This window comes from Microcoleus sp. LAD1_D5 (assembly GCF_036702115.1).
Lineage (GTDB): Bacteria > Cyanobacteriota > Cyanobacteriia > Cyanobacteriales > Microcoleaceae > Microcoleus.
In genome coordinates this window covers 43,722-64,637 of record NZ_JAUBSA010000024.1, presented here as the reverse complement: position 1 = coordinate 64,637, position 20,916 = coordinate 43,722, and the positions used below count along the sequence as shown (strand labels likewise).

Annotated in this window: 13 protein-coding genes; 8 read left to right on the top strand and 5 right to left on the bottom strand. The window is 46.2% G+C overall.

Annotation, left to right across the window (positions count from 1 at the left end):
- Both QUA70_RS12785 and QUA70_RS12780 read left to right on the top strand, forming a co-directional pair.
- Positions 1-1,281, top strand: a 1,281-nt coding sequence (locus tag QUA70_RS12785) for a calcium-binding protein (protein WP_333347407.1), incomplete at its 5' end; no start/stop codon positions are given.
- A 780-nt stretch (positions 1,282-2,061) separates the two neighbouring features.
- Positions 2,062-5,301, top strand: a complete 3,240-nt coding sequence (locus QUA70_RS12780) for a DUF4347 domain-containing protein (RefSeq protein ID WP_333347404.1) — start codon at positions 2,062-2,064, stop codon at positions 5,299-5,301.
- A gap of 265 nt (positions 5,302-5,566) precedes the next feature.
- Here QUA70_RS12780 and QUA70_RS12775 read toward each other — a convergent pair whose 3' ends face one another.
- Both QUA70_RS12775 and cimA read right to left on the bottom strand, forming a co-directional pair.
- Positions 5,567-9,148: a WD40 domain-containing protein gene (locus tag QUA70_RS12775; protein ID WP_333347401.1), complete on the bottom strand. Its 3,582-nt coding sequence runs from the start codon at positions 9,146-9,148 to the stop codon at positions 5,567-5,569.
- Between the two features lie 533 nt (positions 9,149-9,681).
- Positions 9,682-11,340, bottom strand: coding sequence for a citramalate synthase (gene cimA, locus QUA70_RS12770; RefSeq protein WP_445251632.1), 1,659 nt, complete (start codon positions 11,338-11,340; stop codon positions 9,682-9,684).
- A gap of 75 nt (positions 11,341-11,415) precedes the next feature.
- Here cimA and QUA70_RS12765 point away from each other — a divergent pair, with 75 nt between their 5' ends.
- The 3 genes from QUA70_RS12765 to QUA70_RS12755 all read left to right on the top strand — a co-directional run bounded on the left by QUA70_RS12765 (position 11,416) and on the right by QUA70_RS12755 (position 13,335).
- Positions 11,416-11,754, top strand: coding sequence for a 2Fe-2S iron-sulfur cluster-binding protein (locus QUA70_RS12765; RefSeq protein ID WP_333330295.1), 339 nt, complete (start codon positions 11,416-11,418; stop codon positions 11,752-11,754).
- A gap of 151 nt (positions 11,755-11,905) precedes the next feature.
- On the top strand, positions 11,906-13,015 hold the full coding sequence (gene thiO, locus QUA70_RS12760) for a glycine oxidase ThiO (protein WP_333347398.1): 1,110 nt from the start codon (positions 11,906-11,908) through the stop codon (positions 13,013-13,015).
- Positions 13,016-13,128: 113 nt separating this feature from the next.
- Complete coding sequence (locus QUA70_RS12755) at positions 13,129-13,335, top strand: hypothetical protein (RefSeq protein ID WP_333330301.1); 207 nt, start codon at positions 13,129-13,131, stop codon at positions 13,333-13,335.
- 370 nt (positions 13,336-13,705) lie between these two features.
- On the opposite strand, the gene QUA70_RS12750 is transcribed toward QUA70_RS12755, so the two are convergent.
- Positions 13,706-14,173, bottom strand: a complete 468-nt coding sequence (locus QUA70_RS12750) for a hypothetical protein (protein WP_333330304.1) — start codon at positions 14,171-14,173, stop codon at positions 13,706-13,708.
- Between the two features lie 101 nt (positions 14,174-14,274).
- Positions 14,275-14,556: a hypothetical protein gene (locus tag QUA70_RS12745; RefSeq protein WP_333330307.1), complete on the bottom strand. Its 282-nt coding sequence runs from the start codon at positions 14,554-14,556 to the stop codon at positions 14,275-14,277.
- Positions 14,557-15,483: 927 nt separating this feature from the next.
- Between QUA70_RS12745 and QUA70_RS12740 the strand changes: the two genes are divergently transcribed.
- Positions 15,484-16,599, top strand: coding sequence for a fatty acid desaturase (locus QUA70_RS12740; protein WP_333330311.1), 1,116 nt, complete (start codon positions 15,484-15,486; stop codon positions 16,597-16,599).
- Between the two features lie 212 nt (positions 16,600-16,811).
- On the opposite strand, the gene QUA70_RS12735 is transcribed toward QUA70_RS12740, so the two are convergent.
- Positions 16,812-18,560 carry an ABC transporter ATP-binding protein gene (locus QUA70_RS12735; RefSeq protein WP_333330314.1) on the bottom strand — a complete coding sequence of 583 codons (1,749 nt, stop codon included), beginning with the start codon at positions 18,558-18,560 and terminating at the stop codon, positions 16,812-16,814.
- Between the two features lie 330 nt (positions 18,561-18,890).
- On the opposite strand from QUA70_RS12735, the gene QUA70_RS12730 reads away from it, so the two are divergent.
- Together QUA70_RS12730 and groL are read left to right on the top strand one after the other, a co-directional pair.
- Complete coding sequence (locus QUA70_RS12730) at positions 18,891-19,052, top strand: hypothetical protein (RefSeq protein ID WP_333330317.1); 162 nt, start codon at positions 18,891-18,893, stop codon at positions 19,050-19,052.
- Positions 19,053-19,082: 30 nt separating this feature from the next.
- Positions 19,083-20,774: a chaperonin GroEL gene (gene groL, locus QUA70_RS12725; protein WP_333330320.1), complete on the top strand. Its 1,692-nt coding sequence runs from the start codon at positions 19,083-19,085 to the stop codon at positions 20,772-20,774.
- The last annotated feature ends 142 nt before the right edge of the window (positions 20,775-20,916 follow it).

Sequence of the window (20,916 nt, the reverse complement as noted above, 5' to 3'; positions counted from 1 at the left end):
CCGACACCCGCGCCGGCCCCAACTCCGACACCCGCGCCGGCCCCAACTCCGACACCCGCGCCGGCCCCAACTCCGACACCCGCGCCGGCCCCAACTCCGACTGAGACTCCGACTCCGGCGCCGACACCCGCGCCGGCCCCAACTCCGACGCCCGAACCCACTCCGACTCCCACACCGGAACCGAGTCCGACTCCCACACCGGAACCGAGTCCGACTCCCACACCTGCGCCGACTCCGACTCCCACACCTGCGCCGACTCCGCCGCCGACTCCGACGCCCGCGCCAACTCCAACTCCGGCCGTAGATGGTTCGCTGCTCGATGACCTTAACGCCCCGCAACTCGACTCTGCCACCATCACCCCCAACCCCGTCCAACAAACTATCAACGGCGGTAACGATGCCGATTTCATCATGGGCGGCGGCATCAACGAGTCGATTAACGGACTTGTCGGCAACGATACTCTCTACGGCATGGGTGGCAATGACAACATTGATGGCGGTGCAGATAACGACTCAATTTTTGGCAATGAAGGCAGCGATTTCATCTCTGGCGGCGCTGGCAACGATACCATCTACGGCGGCAAAGATAATGACACTGTTGTTGGCGGAGATGGCGACGACTTTTTGAGGGGAGATCTCGCCAATGATACAGTTGCCGGCGGCCTTGGCAACGACACCATTTTCGGCGGCAAAGATGACGATATCTTACTCGGTGAAGATGGCGACGACTACATTTTAGGCAACTTAGGAAATGACACACTTAATGCTGGAAACGGCAACGATATTGCCTTTGGCAATGAAGGTGCAGACCTGATTTTTGGCGATTTGGGAAATGACACGCTGTACGGCGGCAAAGAAAACGACAGTCTCGATGGCGGTGAGGGTAACGACTTGCTGTTGGGTGGCAATGAAAACGATGTGCTGTTCGGCGACATCGGTAACGATACCCTGTACGGCGGTAAGGGTAATGATATTCTCAGCGGTGGTGCTGGGGACGATTTCCTTTCCGGCGATGTTGGGGACGATACTTTGACGGGAGGTTCGGGAAATGATGTGTTTTTCCTAAATCAAAGTTTGGGTAGCGACACCATTAATGATTTCCGCAAGGGTGAGGATTTAATTGGGTTGAATTCTGGTTTGAGTTTTAATCAACTCAGTATTACTTCCAGCAACAATCAAACTTTGATTACTGTGACGGACACCAATCAATTGTTGGCGAAGCTTAACGGTATTACCCCCGGTATTCTGACTGCTAGCGATTTCACTCAGGTAACAATCTAACTGCCTGGGGTAGGGTGCACTATAAGCAGCCAGGGCGCTTAGAAGTGGTGAAGAAAGCTCTCAAACTCCTGAAATTTGGTGGATGACGTTAGCGCAGCCCGCCCTTACGGGGCTACGCCAACGAAGAGGATCGATCGATCTGATTCTTTTCAACTGCGATCGGTAATAAATCTTGTTTATTGCCGATCGCCCACACCTAGAATGAGGCACATCCGTCTATTGCACTCCTGAGCTGGCTAGCCATAAGCACTGCCGGAAGAAAGCCAGCTTTTTCAGTCACTAAATTTCTGATTTTGGGGAACTTTTTTCGATCAACAAAAAAAGTTAAATTAATCAAATTTTTAGGCGATTTTCCTGGTTTTATCTAAGGTGAATGTATCAGGTACTAGCTAGAGCAATTGTCATAATTTTGGCAGACCATAAAATCTTTGATGAATTTGATCTGACCAAGGCTGCCAAATGGTTTTATGCACTATTTCTATCGCTAATGGTGGGCATTGCGAACCCAAACATAGATGTAGGTTCCCAGTCCCGGACTATTTACATTACATACTCTGCCGTTAATTGCTAAAAAGCTCGCAATTCTCACACAGCAAAAGCTGATTAGGGAGACAAATCTCGGATTTCACTTAGGGATAAAATTAAAGTTTTTCCCTAAATTTTAATCTCCCCGATGGATTACCGAGGTTTTAATTCTGCCTGCTGCCTTCTGCATCTCTAGCCTTCTGCTTTCAAGGTGAATCTACCAGCAAATAGTAAACATTCTCATGGGTATGCGAAATGAGTTCAACTTTTGCCACCAACATGGATTCACAATCTGTTCTCCGCAAAGCTGGTTCTAAATCTATTGTCTTCATTGATTCCGAGTTAGATGACTATCAAACTCTTGCGGGTGGCGTGCTTCCCGGTGCAGAGATCATCATTTTAGATAAAAATGGTAACGGAGTCGAGCAAATTACTACGAAACTGCAAACACTTTCTGCTGCGGGGGAAACTGTAGACCAAGTTCACATTTTTTCTCACGGTAATTCTGGCAGCTTGCAGCTAGGTTCTGCAACGCTGAATTCGGATAATTTGCCGCAATATGAAAGCCAGTTGCAAGGGTGGCGAAATGCGCTAAGCGACAAAGCAGATATTGTGCTTTATGGTTGCGATGTTGCGGCGGGTTCGGGAAGCGATTTTGTCGATCGCCTGGGCGAGTTAACCGGGGCTGATATTGCGGCATCTAGCGATCGCACTGGCCGCGGTGGTAACTGGAATTTGGAGTTTGCCAAGGGTGATATTGAAGCACCGCTAGCCTTGACTCCAGAGGCAATGGCGGATTATCAAGGGACTTTAGCAACTATTACCGTTACTAACAGTAATGATAGCGGGCCGGGTTCATTGAGAGATGCGATCGCCTCCGCAGCAGCCGGCGATACCATTCAATTTGCCTCGACTCTTGCCAGCCAAACAATTACTCTCACTTCCGGTCAACTTGTCATCAACAAAAACTTGACAATTGATGCCGTTGGTGCAGTAAATTTAACCATCAGTGGCAACAATACTTCGCGGGTAATCCGCACAGAAGGTGCAACAAATGTTACTCTAAAAAACCTGATTGTTGCCAACGGCAAAGTTTCTGGAACCGATCCGAATAATGAGGCAACTAGCGCCGGTGCTGGTATTCAAACAGGAGGTAGCAGCACTTTAACTTTAGAAAATTGCCAAGTAAATAATAATGTTGCCGGTTTTGGTGGCGGCATTTACACGGGTTTTCGCAGCACGACAAATGTAATTAACAGCAAGTTTAGCGACAATGACGGTTCGCTAGCGGATAATACCGAACGTGGTGGCGGCGCGATCGCCACTAAAAGCGGCGGTGTTCTGACTATCAGAGATAGCGAATTTACCAACAACAAAGGCAGCTACGGCGGAGCTGTTAATAACCTGTTGGGCAGCATGACAATCGAAAACTCTAAATTCACCGGCAACAGCACAAATAAAGGCCCTGGTGGGGCAGTTTACGTCGATGGCGCTAATGCTTCGGGCCCGAATGCAACCCCCGGCCCCGTTGCCGGAACTATTGCTATTCGCAACAGCGTTTTTGATGGCAATATCGGAGCGAGAGAAGGAGGCGCAGCCTTTTTGTTTGGTTATTTCCAAGATAAAGTAGTTTTGGAAAATAGCACTTTTATTAATAACCAAGCGGTAAAAAATTCATCAGGTACTGGAGGTTCGGGAGGCGCTGTCCGTCACGGTAATGCTGATTTGACAGTGACAAACTGCACATTCGCTAACAATAAAGCTGAAGACAACGGCGGCGGTTTGTGGTTGGGAGAAAATGGAAATGTCAGCATTGTCAACAGTACCTTTTCTGGCAACAGTGCTGCTAAGCAGGGCGGGGGAATGCTTGTCGCTAACAGAGATTCCTTTTCGACTAATATCGTCAATTCGACTTTTGCTAAAAATACCGCTGAATTTTCGGGAGGTATTGCTACTTTTAACGATCCTGTGAAATCGCCAATTACTGTCAAGAATTCGATTTTTGATAGGAATACGGCCAGTAATCCTTTTAAAAATAGGCAGCACACTGGACGGGAGCTCATTGATGGGGGAAACAATCTTCAATTTCCCGCTAAACTGACCGTGGGAGATCCTAATGATAGTAATGTTACGGCAAGTATTACGATCGCAGACCCCTTACTCGGCCCTTTGGAAAATATTAACGGCGCTTTCGTGCTGCCGCTGCTAACAGGAAGTCCGGCAATTGATACTGGTACTGGTGCGGGCGCGCCGGCTGCTGATCAGCGCGGTGTGAGTCGCCCTCAAGATGGTGATAATAACGGAAGTGCGATCGTTGATATTGGGGCTTACGAATTGAACGCTACAGTCACGCCGACTCCAACTCCGACGCCCACTCCAACTCCCACTCCGACGCCGACTCCGACTCCCACACCCGAACCGACTCCGACTCCCACACCCGAACCAACTCCAACTCCCACACCCGAACCAACTCCCACGCCCACACCCGAACCGACACCAACTCCCACGCCAACTCCGCCTGCAGATGATTGCCTACTCGATAGCCTCAACGCCCCGCAACTAGATCCTGCCACCATCGCCCCCAACCCAGTCCAACAAACTATCAACGGCGGCGACACTACCGACTTCATCATGGGCGGTGTCATCAACGAGTCAATTAACGGACAAGCCGGCAACGATACTCTCTACGGCATGGGCGGCAATGACAACATTGATGGCGGTGTAGATAACGACTCAATCTTCGGCAATGAAGGCAGCGATTTCATCTCTGGCGACGCTGGCAACGATACCATCTACGCTGGCAAAGATAATGACACTGTTGTTGGCGGAGATGGCGAGGACTTGTTGAGGGGAGATCTCGGCAATGATACAGTTGCCGGCGGCCTTGGCAACGACACTATTTTCGGCGGTAAAGATGATGATATCTTGCTGGGTGAAGATGGCGACGACTACATTTTAGGCAACTTAGAAAATGACACAATTAATGCTGGAAACGGCAACGATATTGCCTTTGGCAATGAAGGTGCAGACCTGATTTTTGGCGATTTGGGAAATGACACGCTTTACGGCGGCAAAGAAAACGACAGTCTCGATGGCGGTGAGGGCAACGACTTACTGTTCGGCGGCAATGAAAACGATGTGCTTTGCGGCGACATCGGTAACGATACCCTGTATGGAGGCAAAGGTAATGATATTCTCAGTGGTGGCAGCGGTTCCGATTTCCTTTCCGGGGATGTTGGGGATGATACTTTGACTGGTGGTTCGGGAAATGATGTGTTTTTCCTAAATCAAAGTTTGGGTAGCGACACCATTAATGATTTCCGCAAGGGAGAGGATTTAATTGGGTTGAATACTGATTTGAGTTTTAATCAACTCAGTATTACTTCCACCAACAATCAAACTTTGATTAGCGTGACTGACACCAATCAATTATTGGCGAAGCTTAACAATGTTACACCGGGTATTCTGACTGCTAGCGATTTCATTACTCTGTAGTTATTATACCAAATCCAGGTTGGCTACTCTCTTTATCCTTCTGCGTATCATTCGGTGGTTAAAACCAGGGCAACCACGGGGGGATTGCCCCTACAAAAACGAAGTCCGCCTCCGCAGACTGAGAGATAAAGGGAGTAGTTAAGCCTGATTTATTCTTATAGCATATTCCAATAAAAATTAGCCAAGCATGATAAAGATCCTCTAATCCTCTGATGCTCTAGCCCACACATATTAATCTATTATTCCTAATAAAGCGGAGTTGATATTATTCCGTTTTAATACGATCGCACAAATGTCTGTCCTCCTCCTTCACATCAGCATTGGTTCGCAGATAATCCCGCACCCAATCGCATCCATACTGGAGAAAATCGAGCTGAAAAATTCGCTCTAAATTCCACACAATTGCTGTGGTATCCTGACTGGCGGAGGCGATGAACTTCCCATCAGGGCTAAATGTCACTCCGAACACCCCATCGCTATGTCCTTTTAAGGTTTCAAGCTCTTGACCATCGTACCTCCAAAGTTTAACAGTGCCGTCAAAACTTGCTGAAGCGAGAGTCTTGCCATCAGGGCTAAATGCCACTCCGAATACCCCATTTTTGTGTCCCTTTAAGGCTCTGATTTCCGTACCATCGCGCCACCAAAGTCTGACCATGCTATCCATACCTGCTGAAGCGAGAATCTTGCCATCCGGGCTAAATGCCACTCCAGCTACCTGACGGCGATGGCTTTTTAACGTGTGTAAAAGTTTGTAGCTGGGCTTTCCAGATGCGATCGCATTATCCCACTGCCAAAGTTTGACAGTGCCGTCCACACTACCAGAGGCAATGAGCTTTCCATCGGGACTAAAGGCAACTCCGTTAATATGATCGGTATGCCCTTTGAGAGTTGCCAATTCAGTGCCATCAATACTCCAGACTTTGACCGTTTTGTCCTCACCCGCCGAGGCGAGTGACTGTCCATCTGGATGGAAATCAACCGTGAAAACTCTACCTTGATGTCCAGTAAAAGTCTTGATTAAGGTTCCATCTAGTCGCCACAATCGAACAGTGCTGTCATAACCGCCTGTAGCAATTGTGTCTCCCTTTGGGTTGAAATCTACTCCGAAAACTTTATCTGCTTGTTTGGGGAAAGTGCCAATTAAGCTACCATCAAGGCGCCAAAGTTTAACGGTATTGTCACGACTGGCGGTGGCAATTGTCTTACCATCTGGACTAAATTTTATGGTGTAAATTGATGCTTGATGTCCGTTAAGAGTCTTAAGCAAACTGTCATCAAGCTTCCAGAGTGCGATCGGGCCATCCCAACTGGATGAGGCAAAGATTTGCCCGTCAGGACTCCAAGCCAATCCAGAGACGACATCCTTGGCGACTAGCAGGGTTTTTAGCAGAGTCCCGTCAAGCTGCCACAGTTTGACTGTTCTGTCTAGACTTGCCGAGGCAAGCAAACCACCTTGAGGGTTAAAAGCGATTTTTGTCACGGCATCGCTGTGTCCAGTTAGGGTTTTGACTAAAGTTCCATCAAGATGCCAAAGTTTGACCGTTTTATCCGCACTCGCCGAGGCAATGAGATATTCTGAAGGGCTGTTGGCGTAGCCTGCGCTTGGCGCATAGGCAACATTCATAACTCTATCCGTATGTCCGGTGAGGGTTCTGATCAGTTTACCGTCTGCATTCCAGAGTTTGATGGTTTGATCTTTAGAAGCAGATGCAATAGTTTGACTGTCCGGGCTAAAGGCAACGCTGTTAACTTCATCTGTATGTCCGGTGAGAGTTCTCAGCAGTTTACCGTCTGTACTCCAGAGTTTAATGGTTTTATCTTTAGAAGCAGAAGCAATAGTTTGACCATCAGGAGCGATCGCGACTTGTGTAATATTATTGGTATGTCCTTTCAAGGTTTGCCATAAGGTATAATTCCGCTTTCCGCTGGGTGATTTTGTACTGTTTTTGCGCCAAAGTTTGACTGTGTTATCCCCAGAACCCGAAGCAATTAGATCCCCTCTGGGGCTAAATACGACTCCCCAAACTGCATTGTTATGCCCTTGAAGCGTTTCTAGTTTTGTACCGTCTTTTTTCCAAAGATCGATGGTTTTGTCGGCAGAAGCTGAGGCGATGAGTTCGCCATCAGGGCTGAAAGTTACATCGTTAACCACATTGTTATGCCCGGATAAGTGGTTATACTCAACCGCTCCATAAATAGCTTGATGAAGAACTTCTTTAACTGAGCCTTCGATCTCTGGTTCTACACCACCTAACTTTTGCAGTTGTCGCTTTCCTCTGATCGCTTCTATTAATCCGTCTAATTTTTGGTTTGACGCGAATAGCGCTTCGGAAGATTTGGCGATCGCTTTGATTTCGCTGACAGCAGTTTGCCGATACTGAAAATACACCGCTACCCCCAATGCACAGGCAATAATTAATGCTATTGTTACTACAAAAAGCAAAAATCTTTGCCGCTTAGAACTTTTTTTCTCTACAGCTAATCTTTTTTGTTCTTCCGTTAGTCTGGCTTCAATTTCTTTAGCCCGTTCTGCTTCCAATCCTACCTGCATTTCTCTTCGGTCTAATTCTTCAGAAGCGCCTAAAAACTGATAATCTAAGTCACTCAAACTTTTACCCTGGGCCCAAGCTTGAGCATTTTTCAATGCCTGTCCGCGCAACAGTCGGGATCTATCGGTCTGCTTGGAAGTTATCCAAGCATCAAAGGCTTGAGAGTATGGACGCAAGGAAGCGAGATTTTTTCCTACCCATTTTTTGTTAAATACTTCTTGATAAATCGGGTTGCTTACCTGTAAAAACCCCTGGTATTTTACTACCAAACCAGACAGCAATAGTTCTACCTGTTCTCGCGAGTCATCTGTTGAAACTTCCACTCCTTGTAATATTTGTTGATAGATTCCCAGGAGTCTTCCAGCACGTTGCTCGTTGCGGAGAAGGCGATCGCGGATCGTCTTTAAATGCTCTGGCTCATCTTGAGATTCCCAATTCTGGATGATCTGCGATCGCACCACCGATTCCACAAAAAATCCCTCGGTTCCCGGTGGAATTGTCAGCACGTCACTGTGAGATTCTCGCGCCGCTATTACTATCAATTGACACAGCTTTTGGCTCAGAAATGGTTGCCCATAAGTCCAAGCTAATATTGCTTTGATAATAGCCTCGGCATTACTGACTACACTGTCTAACCCTTTAGTTAAAGGAGAGGCTTCTTCCCAGGAAAACCCGTGCAAATCTACTGCTTGTCCGATATTAAAAGGTGTGCGATTTTTATCAGCAATTAAATCGCTTGGTGTAGCTACTCCGAAAATTGCGAAGGTAATCCGGTTGTATTCTGGATTAATGGCTCGTTGGTTGTAACAATAACGAATTAATGCAAAAAAGTCATCTACAGGAAAATCTAAGCTTAAAATACTATCAATTTCATCGACAAATATAAAAATTCGCTCCTCTGGAAATCTGGCTAATAAAATATCTTCAATAAATTGACTTAATCTTTGCAGGAGAGAAACTTCTTCTTGTTCTTTCCACCAAGTTTTTAAATTAACTTGTCCTAATAAATTAAAGCTGCGCCACAAATCCCCAACGATTCCTTTGTACCACTGTAAGGGAGTAATGTTTTCGCTGCCGATGCGGGTCATGTCGATCGTGCTGCATTGAAATCCTTCTGCTTGTAATCGATGGAAGGTGCGAACGAGAAGGGAAGATTTGCCCATTTGCCGCGAATTGAGAACGTAGCAAAATTCGCCTCGTTTTAAGGCTTCATAAAGTTCGATATCTGCTTGTCGTTGGACATAGGTAGGCGCATCAGTTGTGAGACTGCCGCCAATTTGGTAAGAGTAATCTTTCATAATTGATAGTTAATTGTTTCCGATAATTTAGCGATCGCCCACTGCATCGCACAAATGTCTATCCTCCTCCTTCACATCGGCATTTGTTCGCAGGTAATCTCGCACGCGATCGCATCTAGATGCTAGTACCCGATCTCAATCTACACTCCGCTTTAAATTCCAGAGAATTACTGTTTTATCCCCTTAGCAGTAGCCAAACAAAGACGGCTATCCCGAAACAAAAGAAGACAGGGAATTAAAAAACAATTCCAATACATCAAAACCTAGCTCATATTGAACAGCCATAGCTCTGTTTAATCCCGCTTACCTACTTTCTCCAACAGTCTCTTGATATCAAATTCGGTAGCATCGGAATTAATATTACCAGCAGTCTGGACACCGCGAGAACCCCGTGTCCCTAGAATTAATCCGGGTATGGAAACGGCACTGCCGTGTCCTCTATATCATGTCGAAGAGTGCAACCGGAAACTATATGAAATCGCCTGGTATCTATTTAAACATCGATATTCAGGCAACTTCTCTTGGTCCTCAACCTAATAACTCGACACAGTTAAAACGATCGCCTCCCTATCTCCCAACACCAAACCATACTCCAAACCTTCAACAACCGCCTGATAAGAAGCATCCAAAATATTACCAGAAACCCCAACAGTTGTCCAGCGGTCTTGACCGTTGCTAAACTCAACCAAAACGCGAGTTTTAGCAGAAGTTCCCGCACATCCGTCCAGAATTCGCACCTTATAATCGGTTAAGTTAAAATCAGTAATTGCCGGATAAAAATTCCGCAAAGCCTTCCGCAAAGCCGCATCAAGTGCCGAAACAGGCCCGTTTCCTTCCGCGCATTCCAGAATATCTTGACCGTTAACAGTCACCTTCACCGTTGCTAAAGAATTAACTGTTTCCTCCCTACCTTTATCGCAGTGAACTTGAAAACCTTTGATTTCAAATAAACGCTTACGCTTTCCCAAAGCCTCTCGCATTAACAATTCAAAAGACGCCTCAGCACCCTCAAATTGATACCCCTGACTTTCCAAATCTTTCAATTTTTCCAAAATTTGGCGGCAAGCAGGATTTTTGCGATCGAGATCCATGCCAAAAGTGCGCGCCTTGGCCAAAACATTGCTCAAACCAGCTTGATCCGAAATCACAATTCGCCGCCTGTTGCCAATTTTTTCCGGTTCCAAATGTTCGTAAGTTAACGGATTTTTCTCAACAGCCGATACATGAATTCCGCCTTTATGAGCAAAAGCAGAAAGGCCGACAAAAGGAGCATGATCATCGGGAGCCAGATTGACAATTTCGCTGATCGATCGACTTACTTGAGTTAATCTAACTAATTGCTCGTCTTGAATGCAATTATAACCCAACTTTAGCTGAAAATTAGGAATCAATGAACATAAATTGGCATTGCCGCAGCGTTCGCCATAACCGTTAATAGTTCCCTGTACCATCGTCACTCCTTCCCGCACAGCAGCCAAAGCATTAGCAACCGCAACTCCCGAGTCGTTGTGAGTGTGAATTCCTAATTGTATAGATTTTTCGCGATTGGTTCCTAAAGCTTTTAAAACATCGCAAACAACCTGACTGACTTCATTAGGTAAAGTACCCCCGTTAGTATCGCAAAGCACTAGCCATTCTGCACCGGCATCGGCGGCAACTTCTAAAGTTTTAATAGCATAATCTCGATTGTGATTGTAGCCGTCAAACCAGTGTTCTGCATCGTAAATAACGCGCCTTCCCTGACTCCGCAAATATTCAATTGTATCTCGAATCATCGCTAGATTTTCTTCTAGCGTCGTCTTCAAACTTTCAATAACGTGCAAATCCCACGACTTGCCAAACAGCGTCACCCAGCGAGTACCGGCGGACAAAATAGCCTGCAACATTTCATCATTAGCTGCCGTAGTTCCCGGCCGCCTAGTCGAACAAAAAGCTACAACTTCTGCTTGAGTTAGGGGCTGTTCTTTGAGACGCCAAAAAAATTGTACGTCTTTAGGATTCGCCCCCGGCCAGCCGCCTTCAATAAAGGGAATTCCTAAACTGTCTAACTGCCGAGCAATTCGCAGTTTGTCTTCGAGAGATAAGCAGAGTCCCTCGCACTGAGCACCGTCTCGCAGCGTGGTATCGTAGATCCAGAGCCGATTTGTCATGGGAAATTGCGATCGAGAAATTGGTAATATATCACTTACCATATTAGATGAATTTATTTGAATTTAATGCGATAATATATAGGAAAATTAACATAAATCTAACTGGGGTAAATTGCTGTGGTCAAGGTACAAGCGCAAGGAAAAACATTTGAGTGCGATCGCGAAGCGAATCTCCGTGAAGTTTTGCTCAAAAACGGCATCGATCTCTACAACGGCAACGCCAAAGTCATCAACTGCCACGGCCTCGGCACTTGCGGCACCTGCGCCGTCACTGTCGAGGGGGAAGTTTCCGAGCCCCAGTGGCGCGAAAAAGCCCGACTTTCGGTTCCTCCCCATTCTTCCGCCTCCAATCGCCGTTTGTCCTGTCAAACCAAGGTTTTAGGCGATATTAAGGTGACAAAATATGACGGTTTCTGGGGTCAAGGTTCTGAAACTGTCTGGAACCCACAAGCATAGATTTTTTGTTAAGAAAGGCTGATAGGACGATCGCCTTGCCAGATAATCTGTAAGACTTGCATAATAATTCTAACTGTAAGGTGTGCTTAGCGCACCTTACCCTAAAGAAAGCCGAGAGGTCAAAAAAGCCAGAAAGTCCATATAAAAGTTAATGAATTCATCTAAAGATATTCTGATTATTGGTGGCGGAATAATTGGTCTTTCGCTAGCCGTAGAACTGAAATTGCGAGGGGCATCTGTCGCGGTTCTTACCGCAGATTCTAAACCACCGACTGCCAGGGCTGCGGCTGGAATGCTTGCCCCGCAAGCTGAACGAATTCCCCCCAGTCCGATGCTGGATTTGTGCTTGCAAAGCCGCGCACTGTATCCTGCCTGGGTGGAACGGCTAGAAGATATTACCGGATTAAAAACGGGATATTGGCGATCGGGAATTCTCGCACCAGTTTGTCAAAACGAGCCTCAAGAAAAGCCGCTTTTGTCAAACCTTAATTATCAATGGTTGGACAGAGATACTGTTCGCCAGCACCAGTTTGGATTAGGTCAAGAAGTAATTGGCGGTTGGTGGTATCCTGACGACGCTCAAGTAGACAACCGCGCTTTATTTCGGACGCTTCAGAGCGCAACCAAAGAATTGCAGATTGAGATTATTCAAGACACTGCAAAGGAAATTATTCGACAGGGAAACCGAGTTGTGGGCATTGAAACAACAGCAGGAAAATTGCAAGCAGACCGTTATGTTTTAGCGGCGGGTGCTTGGTCTGAGCAGTTATTGAATGTTCCTGTTTTTCCAAGAAAAGGACAAATGCTGTCAGTATGTGTACCAGAAGATTGTGGAGTTATCCAGCCCCTGCAAACCGTTCTATTCGGGACTGGCATTTATATTGTACCACGTCAAGATGGCAGAATTATTGTTGGCGCTACTAGCGAAAATGTGGATTTTAGACCGGGAAATACGCCTGCAGGAATCCAAAGTTTGCTAGCAGGAGCGATTAAGTTATATCCCGAATTACAAAATTATCCGATTCTGGAGTTTTGGTGGGGATTTCGGCCGGCTACTCCTGATGAGTTGCCGATTTTGGGTGCTAGTGCTTGGGAGAATTTGACATTGGCTACGGGGCATTACCGCAATGGCATTTTGTTGGCTCCGGTGACGGCTAAATTATTGGCTGATTTGATTGGGAATCAGAACTCAGATCCGTTATTGGCTGCTTTTCATTATTCGAGGTTTCCTGAATCTTGGAAATTGGAAAATGCTAAATAGTGAGATTTTTTGCTTTTTTTAAGACGAGGCAGAGCCGGGGAACGAGAAACGAAAGTCAACCAAAAAAATATTTTTTGCTATAATCTAATCAGCACAATAGGGTTTTGTAAGTTATGACTTTCAGTGATGTGGTCGAGACGATCAAGAATCTTTCTACTGACGAAAAGCAAGAGCTTCAACTGTTGTTGAAGCAATATCTCCGGGAAGAACGTCGCGAAGAGATGTATCAAAACTTTAAGTCAGCGCAGATTGAACAACAAAAAGGTGAAATGAAATTTTCCGCTAACATCAATGAACTCAGAGTAATGATAGAGGAATAATCGTGGAAGTCAGTTTCAGTTCTTCATTCAAGCGTGCTTTCAAAAAGCGGATCAAAGGCGATGCTGATTTGGAGGCTAGGTTTTGACAAAAGCTGGAACAGTTCATCAGAGAGCCGTTTGAACCAAGCTTAAAAACTCATCAATTGTCCGGTAGGCTCAAGGAGTTTTGGAGCTTTAGCGTAGATTACGACGAAAGGGTACTTTTCTACTTTACAGAAGACGGAAAAGCCGTGTTTGTAGATTTGGGAAGTCATGATGAAGTATATTAATCGACAGAACAGTTGCTACCGTAATCTGTATCTGTAGGGTGCATAGTGTGCACCTTATTGCTGCAAGTAGCGCCCCCAACCATTTTTTGGTAAGTCTGGAATTAGTTTGCATCCTGTTTTTTGGGTTGGTTTAATTCCCTGCATTTAGCGGCAGCCAAATCGTAAGCATTTTGGTAATCGCTACCGCCTAACATCAAATCGCCGTAATATTCATAAGGTTGATTGCCATAAATCGGCAGCGGGTCGTCTTCAGGATAATCTTCTTTTGATTCTTCTAGGATTGCTTTGAGTTTCTTGAGGCTGAAGCGCTGGACTGGGAAGTAATGAATGTCTTGAGCGATGAAACCAAGATGGGGAAAGGTTGGGTCAATAATTCGCTCGTCGAGTTCAATCCAGCTATATTCGATGGGTTTATATGGCACTCCCGGCACGGCTAAAAAGCCTTGAACATAAATCGCGCCCTCGGTGGCTAACGCTGCTTTACAGGCGTTGTCAAAGCAATTTTTACGGTTGCTTTTGATGCGAGCGGCCATTTCAATAGAAAGCGTCTCATCTAATAGTTCGGTCATAACCCATTTCTAATCGCGTGTGCGATTAGATTGTAGCAAATCCGAGCTATCTCCGAGCACAAAAAACGCAGGCAATTGCGATCGCTCCTCAAATTCTCGTCTCAAGGAGTTGAGCCAAAATCCTCTGCGGTTGTGGATGTTGTGTCAGCTTTGGTTTCCGAGATGGGCCGTTTGTCCCTCGCCCCTATAGCCCGCCCATAAAAAGTTTTCGCCAGTAGCCAAAATTTTGAACCTGCGATCGAGTTGGGATAGAACCCGGAACGATAAACTGTGCCACAGACGATGCAAGCAAAAATAGCGGCATACATCACCGAAGGTCGATCGTGCAACCAACCAATCATATTAATCCCTTCCGGTGCAGCAATTTGTTCCGCGGCTGACACGCTGCAGAGTTTTTTCTGCAAACAAAGTTGAGTTATGACGATTCTAGCTGAGACATGGGAATATCCTCGGATTGGCAAAAACCGGGAAATAAAGAAAGCCCTGAAAACATTTTTGACTGGAAAATTAGAGACAGATGCTTGATTGCAGACTGTTCCCGCGCTAAAAAATATGGTAAAATATGCTACAGTGCTGCGGCAAGAAACCCATGCAAGTTGAAGATCACAAGCGGCAAGGTAGCTTTGGGTATTGACAGAATCTGTTTATTCACCAAAATATGCTGACCCTGGGATGCACCGCTGGAAATGGATTTTAACGCCTGGTTTAAGCCCGTTCTTTGTGATAAAATTTGCATCTCAATACACCTGTGAAGTAGCAAGTGGACACGGTTCCACATCACTGAAAATTCCCACCACAATGGTCGCTCAAATATTATCTGCAACGAAGGTCAATAGAGCTATCTGCTATCTCTAGTTTGCTTCAAATCACTGCGACATAAAATCCCCCCAAGAAATTATTATCCTCACAGGTAAGAGTAAAATAGAAGCAATTTGCTGCAACGATTAGTAATTACTCCCGTAGTTTGTTATGATTAAGTACGTCAACGCTGGGATGAACTTCAGCTTGGTGAAACCACCCAAAGGAGGAGTGAAGGTACTCAATATTATCAGCAGGTTGGTAAAGTATAGGCAAAATTTCAACCGTAATTTACCCTAAGCTGTTCGGCATTTAAAAGACGATAGTATGGTGCGGAGCGTACAGAAGTGTTTCCCCTGTAAGCGTAAGTGTTCGCGCCTGACGCGCCCTACAAGCCTCCTTAGTGGTTTAAATGCGTAACAGCTTATTACCTGCAATAAAACAAGACAAAAAATAGCGAACCTATCCTGATGCTAAGCTAAGCACTTATCCACACACCATAGACATACTGAATGAAAAGCGCGATCAAAAAGTCAGATTTTGTGCTAGCTCCTTATATGAAGAGCAACAATTTGACAGCTACTTGCCAAATACTCAATACAGTGGTTCCTTATATATTCTTATGGTTTTTAGCCTTTAAAGCTACTGCCATTTCTGTATTCCTTCTTCCGCCGATAATGGTGTTGATGACACTTTTTTCAGGACGTTGTTTCGCTTTGATGCACGATTGCGGACACTATTCTCTTTTTAGTTCCAAAAAAGTCAATCGCATTATGGGTTTTCTGCTAGGTATTATCAATGCGATTCCTCAGTACCCCTGGTCGAGGGGACACGCTTATCACCACAAACATAATGGTAATTGGGATATGTACCGAGGCCCTTCGGCGTTGATATCCACCGAAAAATTTGCGGCGCTAAGTCCATTTAGTCAAAAGATGTATCAGTTACTCAGACACCCCTTGATGCTGTTTCCCGGTGGTTTTTTCTATCTAATTATTAAGCCAAGACTCGCGCTAATCTTGGGAATTACGGGTTTTATCAGACATATTTTTGGTTGTCTCACTCAAGATTTTGGTATGGGTTTATCTGCAATCATTGCTTCTTATAAATCCAAACATTGGTATACGACGGCTGAGTTTTGGGATTTACTGTTCAACAATATTTGTGTTGTGGGTAGCTGGATTTATCTGAGCAACTTACTGGGGTTTGGCTTTTTCTGGAGTGTTTACTCAATTGTCATGACTTGTTCGGCGGCAATATTTATCTGTATTTTCTTTGTACAGCATAACTTTGAGGGTTCTTACGCCCACAAAACAGAGGGCTGGGACTATCTGCTGGGCGCAATAGAAGGCAGCAGTTATCTCAAATTACCAACTCTTCTCAATTGGTTTTCGGCTGATATTGCTTACCACAACATTCATCATCTCTCGGAGCGAATACCTAACTATAATCTTCGGGCTTGTCACAATGCTAATATTCACCTGCTTGCTAATTCAAAATCCCTGACAATTCGCGATATTCCTGACTGCTTCCAATTCATTCTTTGGGATGCTGCTTCAGATAGTCTGCAATCGATTAAATTATTTCAAGAACAAGAAGAAATTCCCTTGAGTAATGTAGCTAATTAAAATCGCTTGGCAATGAATTTGGTTGCTTCTTTATCCCCAAAATCCTATGATATCGTTTCCGGTAGCACCGGAATTATATAGAGGACACGGCGCCGTGCCGTGTCCCTACCGCGATTAATTGTAGGGACACGGCACGGCGCCGTGTCCAGGCTGTGGGTAATATTAATTCCGATGCTACCGGAGTTGATATAAATCAAAGTATCTGTCACTTGTCAATGCAGCAATTCCTCTAATTTTTGCTGGTTCCACAAATACTGATAAAGCCCTGTTTCCCCTACCAATTCAATGTGAGTGCCACTCTGAACTATTTCTCCTTTCTCCATCACAAAAATGCGATCGGCACTGGCCGCCGCCGACATTTGATGCGAGATAAAAATTACTGTTTTGCGATCTGTTCCCGTTGCCAAGTTTCGCAAGATGTCGGTAGCAGTTTGATTGTCAACGCTGGAAAGAGCGTCATCCAAAATTAACACCGGGGCGTCAACTAACAAAGCGCGAGCAAGTGCTGTCCGCTGCCGCTGTCCGCCGGATAAAGTAATGCCGCGCTCGCCGACAACTGTTTTGTACTGCTGCGGAAAGTTGAGGATTTCGGCGTGAATTTGCGCTTGTTTTGCGGCGGCTTCAATCTCCGGCTGTTCCGCTAAGGGGTTTCCGTAGCGGATATTATTCTTGATGGTAGTGCCGAATAGAAAACTTTCTTGCGGGACGTAGGCGATCGCCCCGCGCAAATGGGTCAATTGTACCTCGGTAATATCCTGTCCGTCTACAAATAACTCGCCCCGATCGATATCTAGCAAGCGTGGCAACGCATTAGCTAAAGTTGATTTTCCCGATCCGATCGCCCCAACAATTGCGACTGTTTCTCCCGGTTTTATGGTAAAATAAACATCTTTAAGCGCGGGGATATTAGCACCGGGATAAGTATAATTTAGATGGCGAGCCACAATTTCGCCTTTGACTGGAGTTGCCAGTTCAACTGCATCGGCAGCATCCTTAATTTGCGGTTCCACAGTCAGAATTGATTCGATGCGATCGACACTCACTTCTCCTCGCTGGTAAGCAGTAATTGTGAAACCCAATAGCGCCGTCGGAAATACCAAACGCTCGACATAAATCAGCAACGCTACAAAATCGCCAATGCTAATTTGACCACTAGCAATTGCCCCGCCACCTGCTGAAAGCAGCACCAACAAACTGATGCTTGCCAAACCCCCCAGCAGTGGAAAAATAAAGTTTCTAGTTTTTGCTAATTGCAAATTTGCTGATAGCAACTTCGCATTGGAATTGCGAAAAGCTCGGCGTTCGTTTTCTTCTTGAGCGTAGATTTTAATTACGGACATCCCGCTCATATCTTCCTGAATTAAATCGCTCATCGCCGACAATTCCTCTTGCACGGCTAACTGTTGGATGCGAAGTTTGTCGCTAAATAACTGTACCAAAACCAGCATTAAAGGATAAACTGCGATCGCCAACAGCGTCAGCCTTACATTAATCCCCAGCATCACCGGCAAAGTCAAAGCATAGGCAAATGCCGTATTCGCCAAACTCAGCACTGCAAACCCCACCAAGCGCCGAATATTGTCCAAATCGGAAGTAGCCCGGTTAATTAAATCTCCTACCGTATTAGCCGCAAAATAAGACGGTTCTAATGTTAATAAATGGTTAAAAATTTGCTGTTTGAGGTCAAATTCTACTTGACGCCCCACGCCAAACAGCAGAATCCGCGACACCATCCGAATTACCCACATAATTGAGGCGAGGATCAGAATTAGTGCCACGTAGTTGAAAACTTGGTCAAATTTAGTCGCAACTTGGAGAGTGTCAACTGAATTCCGAATCAGCAGGGGAATGTAAACGCCCACAGCATTGACAACTAATAGCGAAAAAATGCCCCAGAATGTTGGTTTCCAGTGCGGGCGCATATAAGAGCCGAGTTTTTGCAGTCGAGAATAACGAGCCATAGGAAGAAGGAAGAAGGTTCGGCAGCGGATTTTGTAACGGATGTAACGGATGGATGCTGAAGGAAGAAGGAATCTTCCCCAAGGTTTTCAGCAATTAAGAACGTCCTAATAGTCTTGGCGGTTGCTATAGAAGGTAGAAGGTCGAAAAAAAAGAATAGAAGCTCTATCGAAAGGTAGATGACCGAAAACACAAGTTAAGAAATTTTGAATAAAAATTCTGCTTGGGGATGACGCGCCATAAAAGTTGGGTTTGGGGCCGAGCCAAAACCCGATCGAGATGTAACAAACCATATTATATCTGCGGGACAGGATATCTGTGAGGACACAGCAGTGCCGTGCCCCTACCCGCTGTGGGGACACGGCATTGCCCTGTCCTTAGCTACTGGCAACGATCGCCCAAATCTCCCATCCGCCCCCGCAACCCCCCACACCGTTGAGTCGCGCTACAATCAAAAATCGATCAACTTAGCACTCAGCCTCAGAGAGTGCTAAATTTGCTAATGTAAGCGATTGGAGACAAACATGACCAAAATAGTTGCATTTAGCGACAAATCTCGGCGGGCACTAGAACGCGGCGTCAATCAACTCGCCGATGCTGTCCGCATCACCTTGGGCCCGAAAGGCCGCAACGTCCTATTGGAAAAGAAGTACGGCGCTCCCCAAATCGTTAACGACGGTATCACCGTTGCTAGGGAGATCGAACTCGAAGACCCCCTAGAAAATGCCGGCGCTCGCTTAATTCAAGAAGTCGCCTCCAAAACTAAAGATATCGCAGGCGACGGCACAACAACCGCAACGGTTATAGCTCAATCCCTGATTCGCGAAGGTTTGAAGAATGTCGCAGCAGGCGCAAACCCAGTCGCGCTGCGCCGGGGTATTGAAAAAACGATCGCCCACTTGGTGCTGGAAATCGAGAAATTGGCGAAACCCGTCGAAGGGGCTGCAATTGCTCAAGTCGCCACTGTCTCCGCCGGTAACGACGAAGAAGTCGGCGCCATGATTGCCCAAGCAATGGAAAAAGTCACCAAAGACGGCGTAATTACTGTTGAAGAGTCGAAGTCTCTGACAACAGAATTGGAAGTTGTCGAAGGGATGCAGTACGATCGCGGATATCTTTCTCCGTATTTCGTCACTAACACCGATCGCATGGAAGTTGAGTACGAAAACGCTCGCATCCTGATTACCGACAAAAAAATTAGCTCGATTCAAGAACTAATTCCAGTTCTCGAAAAAATCGCCCGCACAGGTCAACCGCTGCTAATTATCGCCGAAGATATTGAAGGCGAAGCTTTGGCAACTCTGGTAGTCAACAAAGCCCGCGGCGTATTGAACATCGCAGCAACGAAATCTCCTGGTTTTGGCGATCGACGCAAAGCTATGCTTCAAGATATCGCCGTGCTCACCGGCGGTCAACTGATTTCCGAAGAAGTCGGACTCAGCATCGATACCGCAACCCTAGAAATGCTCGGTACCGCCCGCAAAATTACGATCGACAAAGAAAACACGATCATTGTTGCTGGCGACGAACACAAAGCTGACGTGCTAAAACGGATCGAGCAAATCCGCAAGCAGCTAGAAGCGACGGATTCCGACTACGACAAGGAAAAGCTAACCGAACGCATCGCCAAACTCGCCGGCGGCATCGCTGTAATTAAAGTCGGCGCAGCTACCGAAACCGAACTCAAAGACCGTAAACTGCGTATTGAAGACGCTCTGAACGCTACTAAAGCTGCTGTGGAAGAAGGTATCGTTGCCGGAGGTGGCACGACCCTACTTCACCTGATTACCAAAATAGATGCGATCAGAGATACTTTAGACAGCGAAGAACAAGTAGGCGCTGACTTGGTGAAGAAAGCTTTGGAATCACCTTTGCGTCAAATTGCTGATAATGCCGGCGTTGAAGGTTCGATCGTCATCGAGCGAGTGCGGGCGAGCGAGTTCAACGTTGGCTACAACGCTCTCACCGACGTGTACGAAGATATGATTGCCGCCGGGATTATTGACCCGGCTAAGGTAGTGCGATCGGCCTTGCAAAATGCCGGTTCCATTGCTGGTATGGTTTTGACCACTGAAGCTGTGATTGTCGAAAAACCCGAGAAGAAAAAAGCCGGCGGCGACATGGGCGACATGGGCGGCATGGGCGGCATGGGCGGCATGGGCGGCATGGGCGGCATGGGCGGCATGGGCGGCATGGGCGGCATGGGCATGATGTAGTCTTCAGCCATTAGTTTGTAGTCTGTAGAGTGCGCTATAAGCACCATGGGTGTAAACAAGCGCATCTTATGTACTACCCGTCTACTGTTTGACGAATAAGGCAGCTTATCCCCCCGGCATCCCCTGATAGTCCGGGGGGAAT